The sequence below is a fragment of the uncultured Nevskia sp. genome (assembly GCF_903885465.1).
Taxonomy (GTDB): domain Bacteria; phylum Pseudomonadota; class Gammaproteobacteria; order Nevskiales; family Nevskiaceae; genus Nevskia.
This window is the reverse complement of record NZ_CAISIQ010000479.1, coordinates 1-4,034: the sequence shown is the minus strand read 5'-3', so window position 1 is coordinate 4,034 and position 4,034 is coordinate 1. Positions and strand designations below refer to the sequence as shown.

At 63.1% G+C, this 4,034-nt stretch carries 5 protein-coding genes; 2 read left to right on the top strand and 3 right to left on the bottom strand.

The window, feature by feature from the left end; all coding sequences use genetic code 11:
- The 3 genes from QZY06_RS18745 to gloB all read right to left on the bottom strand — a co-directional run.
- A partial coding sequence (locus QZY06_RS18745) for a tetratricopeptide repeat protein (RefSeq protein WP_295686963.1) occupies positions 1-1,292 on the bottom strand: 1,292 nt, incomplete at its 3' end.
- Complete coding sequence (locus tag QZY06_RS18740) at positions 1,289-1,852, bottom strand: hypothetical protein (RefSeq protein ID WP_295686960.1); 564 nt, start codon at positions 1,850-1,852, stop codon at positions 1,289-1,291. The genes QZY06_RS18745 and QZY06_RS18740, both read right to left, overlap by 4 nt.
- A gap of 80 nt (positions 1,853-1,932) precedes the next feature.
- Positions 1,933-2,724, bottom strand: coding sequence for a hydroxyacylglutathione hydrolase (gene gloB / locus QZY06_RS18735; protein WP_367275678.1), 792 nt, complete (start codon positions 2,722-2,724; stop codon positions 1,933-1,935).
- A 37-nt stretch (positions 2,725-2,761) separates the two neighbouring features.
- Between gloB and QZY06_RS18730 the strand changes: the two genes are divergently transcribed.
- Complete coding sequence (locus QZY06_RS18730) at positions 2,762-3,547, top strand: class I SAM-dependent methyltransferase (protein WP_295686956.1); 786 nt, start codon at positions 2,762-2,764, stop codon at positions 3,545-3,547.
- Positions 3,544-3,990: a ribonuclease HI gene (gene rnhA, locus QZY06_RS18725; protein WP_295686953.1), complete on the top strand. Its 447-nt coding sequence runs from the start codon at positions 3,544-3,546 to the stop codon at positions 3,988-3,990. The genes QZY06_RS18730 and rnhA overlap by 4 nt, the downstream gene beginning before the upstream one ends.
- The last annotated feature ends 44 nt before the right edge of the window (positions 3,991-4,034 follow it).

Here is a 4,034-nt window from a genome sequence, read left to right as displayed (position 1 = left end):
GGCTCCTGGAAGCGATTCTCGGCGATCAGGCGCTGCAGGTAATAGGTTTCCTGCGCATCCGGCAGATCCTTCAGTTCCCAGTCCCAACCCGATTCGACATTCTGCGTGCGTCTCACCATCGTCGAAATCATGCGGCCGCTGCGGACATAGGCAGCGCTCAGATCAAGATTCTTGCGCGCTGCGGTGAGCGCATCGATCGCCCGCTGGTAGAACGCTTCCGACTGCAAATGCGCGCCAAGTTTGTCGAGCGTGAACGGAATCGCAAGCAGCACTTCCTGCACGGCAGGATCGATGGTGTCGCGTGTGGCGAGTTCCACCCAAGGCACCAGCGCCCGCTTCAGCGCAGCTTCTTCGTCAGCCGACGCTTTGGTCAGCCTGAAGTTCTGGAGACCGGCACGCTTGTAGACGTCGTCACCGAGAAAGCCGGGGCGCAACAGCACACCGATGGTTGACAGACTCTTGGAGATGCCTGATTCATCGTCGCCGGACTTTTTCTGCCCCTTGCCGCCGGGCGCCAGATAAGCCCAGCCGAGGCCGAGCAGGGCGCGATTCGACAGCGGGCCGTCGCTGCGTACGCGCTGGAGCACGCCGATTGCCGAGCCACCTTGCTGGTTACGCAGGAAGTAGTAGCCGAGTGCCAGATTGGCCTTGTCGCGGACGGCCAGTTCGTCGGGATCGTCGGCGTCGATCTGACCGACCTTGTCGAGCACGGTCAGACCCTGGGTGACGCGGCCGTCCTTGATCAGGGCAACGCCGTAGTTGTAGCGCGTGAACGCGCGCTGCAGGCCGGCATCCTTTAGTTCGGCGAGCACCGCGGCCGCTTCCTTGTACCGACCCTGCGCGAGAAGAGCGCGGCCGAGCAGATCCTGCCATTCCAGCGTGGCCTGTTTCGGAAGCTGAGGCTTCATCGCTTCAAGTTCGGCGATCGCTTCCGCAAGCTTGCCGCGCTGGTAATCGAATTCGGCCAAATGGATTCGGGCACGCGCCAGCGAAAGAGCCGTGCTCGGTTCCGGCACCAGTTCGCGATAGATCGTGCTCGCGCGCTGTTCGACGCCGAAATTCAGCGTGGCATCGGCCAGGCGCCGGAAGTAGACCTTCGACAGCTGGCGGTCGGGCTTCTCGCCGAGCAACTGCAGGAGTTCGGTCGAAGCGCTGAAGTAGCGCTGGTCGCCCATCAAGAACTCGGCGGCACGCACATGCGGATCGTTGGCACTGCCCGGTTCGTAGCGATCGATGGCCAGCGCCGGAATCGACGCCGTCAGCAAGGTGGCACAAAGAATGCTGCGGATCATCGCGACGGTCTCCAGTCGCGCAGCGCCATGGTCGGCTGCATACCAAGGCCCGGCGTTGATATCAGGATTTCAAGATCAGATGCCCGATCAGTTTTGTCGAACACAGCTTCATAGCGGCCGCGCATGCGCTGGCCGTCTGCACCGGTGTCGGCGTAGCGACCCGTGAACTCAGCCCACATGCGGTGCGCACCGGGCGTGACGTTCAGGCGTAGCGCCCGATACAAGCCCCGGCGTTGCAAGGCCACGGCTTCGGTGACTTCGAGCTTTCTGCGAATCGGCTCGTTGCCGTCGACCGTGATCACGACTTCGTCGAGCAGTAGTCCCGGCGCGTCGACACCGACGTAGATCGTTACCCGGGTTTGCTCCGGATACAGGAAGGCGTCCTCGGTGCGGATCGCCTGCTGGTTGATGTCGAAAACTTCCGACTTCAGCACCTGTAGCGTCCGGTCGATCTCGAGCACCGCCGGGTCGGCGGGCTGAGGCGGAGCCGCGTGCACTGCAATAGGCAGGCAGGCGAGTAAGGTGCACAAAAACAAGCGGCTCGGCGAGCGTAAAGCCATGTTCGTTTTCTGGGCAGGGAGCATTGAAGAGGCGCGAGTCTAGCAAAAGGTCCGCGGCCGACGGAAACAGAACTGTGCGTTCAGCGGATGCGCGGTACGTGTCCGTCTTTCAAGCGGCGCAAAGCCGCGAAAACTTCCACGGAATCAGTCATCGCTTGCCCGGTCTGCGCGGTCATTGCGATGGCCAGTTCGGGCTCTTTGCTGCGCAGGAACGGGTTCCGCGCGCGCTCGCCGGCGATAGTGCCCGGCACCGTTGCCAGGCCCGCGGCGCGCAGGCTCTGCAGGCGAGAAAATTCAGTGGCTACGGAATCATTGTCCGGCTCGACCGTGGCGATGAAATCGTAGTTCGACAGTGTGTACTCGTGCGCGCAGTAAACCGCGGTATCACCTGGCAGATCGGCGAGGCGAGACAGCGAATGCTGCATCTGCGCCGGCGTGCCTTCGAACAGCCGTCCGCAGCCGCCGATGAACAAGGTATCTCCGCAGAACAGCAGGCGCTGCACCGCTTCGAAGTAGGCAATGTGCCCGAGGGTGTGTCCCGGCACGGCGATCACGTTCAAGCGGATGCCGAGACCGGCAAGGCTGACCTCGTCTCCGTCATCGAGCAGTACGGTCAGGCCCTTGATCTTCGCGTGCTCGGCACGCGGGCCGTAGACGACGGCGCCGGTCTCCGCCGCCAAGGCGACGAGTCCGCCGATATGGTCGGGATGATGATGCGTGATCAGGATCGCGTCGAGCACGAGGCCGCGGGACGCAAGAGCCTTGCTGACGACGGACGCATCACCGGGGTCGACGATCGCTGCATGGCCGTCGCGTTCGAGCAGCCAGAGGTAGTTGTCGGTGAACGCGGGCAGGGCAGTGACGGTTATCATGGCGCCATCGTCTTCATAGCGCGTCGGTACGTCAACCATGCCTAACCGTCTCGCGGTCAGCGGCGGCCAGCCGTTCAACCGCCAAGCCCTGAAAACCTGGCTCGCCAGCCCCCGTGGCAAGCGTCTGCTGGCGCTCGAGGAACGCGAGCTGTCGCGCGTGCTGCCGAATCTGTTCGGCCGTCACTGCCTGCAGATCGGCAACTGGGGCGATGGCCAGTTGCTGGCTTCCGCGGACATGCTGCATCGCGCTGTGCTCGGCACGCTGATCGACAGTCTGGGCGATGCCCAGGCCGTGACCCAGCCCGATGCCTTGCCGATCATGGAGCGCAGCGTCGACGCCGTGCTGCTGCCGCACACGCTGGAGTTCTCGCCGTCACCCCACAATCTGTTGCGCGAGGTCAATCGCATCCTTAGCGATCGCGGCCGTCTGATGATTCTTGGCTTCAATCCCTGGAGTCTCTGGGGTTTGCGTCGCGTGCTCGGCATGGGCACTCGAGCTTTTCCGCCGGGGGCTCGCTTTCACAGCGCCGGCCGGCTTGCTGACTGGCTGGAACTGCTCGATTTCGAGATCACCGAACTGCGGCGCTTCGGGGTCGGCTTCCCTTGGACAGAAGCGCGTACCGCCGGGGAACCCTTCACGGTGGCCAGTCTGGCGATGCCACTCGCCGAGGGTTATCTGATTGTTGCCAAGAAACGGGTGATTCCGATGTCGATGGTCACGCGTCTTCCGCGAGCCCAGGTCAAGCAGCTGGTCGGCCGCGCACTCGGCGGTATTGCCGCCACCCCCGCTGTTACACCGGATCTCAATACTCCCGCTGAATGAAAGCAGTCATCGCGTACACCGACGGCGCATGCCGCGGTAACCCCGGCCCAGGCGGTTGGGGTGTTTCTCTTCAGTACGGTGAGCACCTGAAGGAACTCTGTGGCGGCGAAGCGCCGACCACCAACAATCGCATGGAGCTGATGGCAGCGATCAGCGCGCTAGAGTCCCTGCGAGAAGCATGCACGGTGACGCTGCACACGGACTCCAAGTACGTGCTGCAGGGGCTGACCGAGTGGCTGCCAAGCTGGAAGAAGCGCGGTTGGAAGACGGCCGACAAGAAGCCCGTCAAGAACCAGGATTTATGGCAACGGCTTGACGTTGCGGCTGCTCGACACCAGATCGACTGGCGTTGGGTCAAGGGCCATTCCGGCGATCCAGGCAACGAAAACGCTGACCGTCTTGCCAACAAAGGCTTGGAGCTGGCTCAGTCCGCCAAGGCTTGAGCACTGACCTATAAACGTTCCCGGGCCATGCCGATCGGCATGGC

Bases quoted from the DNA above. Each gene is read 5' to 3' on its own strand.
- QZY06_RS18740 (WP_295686960.1), bottom strand. From the start codon at position 1,852: ATGGCTTTACGCTCGCCGAGCCGCTTGTTTTTGTGCACCTTACTCGCC.
- gloB (WP_367275678.1), bottom strand. From the start codon at position 2,724: ATGATAACCGTCACTGCCCTGCCCGCGTTCACCGACAACTACCTCTGG.
- QZY06_RS18730 (WP_295686956.1), top strand. From the start codon at position 2,762: ATGCCTAACCGTCTCGCGGTCAGCGGCGGCCAGCCGTTCAACCGCCAA.
- rnhA (WP_295686953.1), top strand. From the start codon at position 3,544: ATGAAAGCAGTCATCGCGTACACCGACGGCGCATGCCGCGGTAACCCC.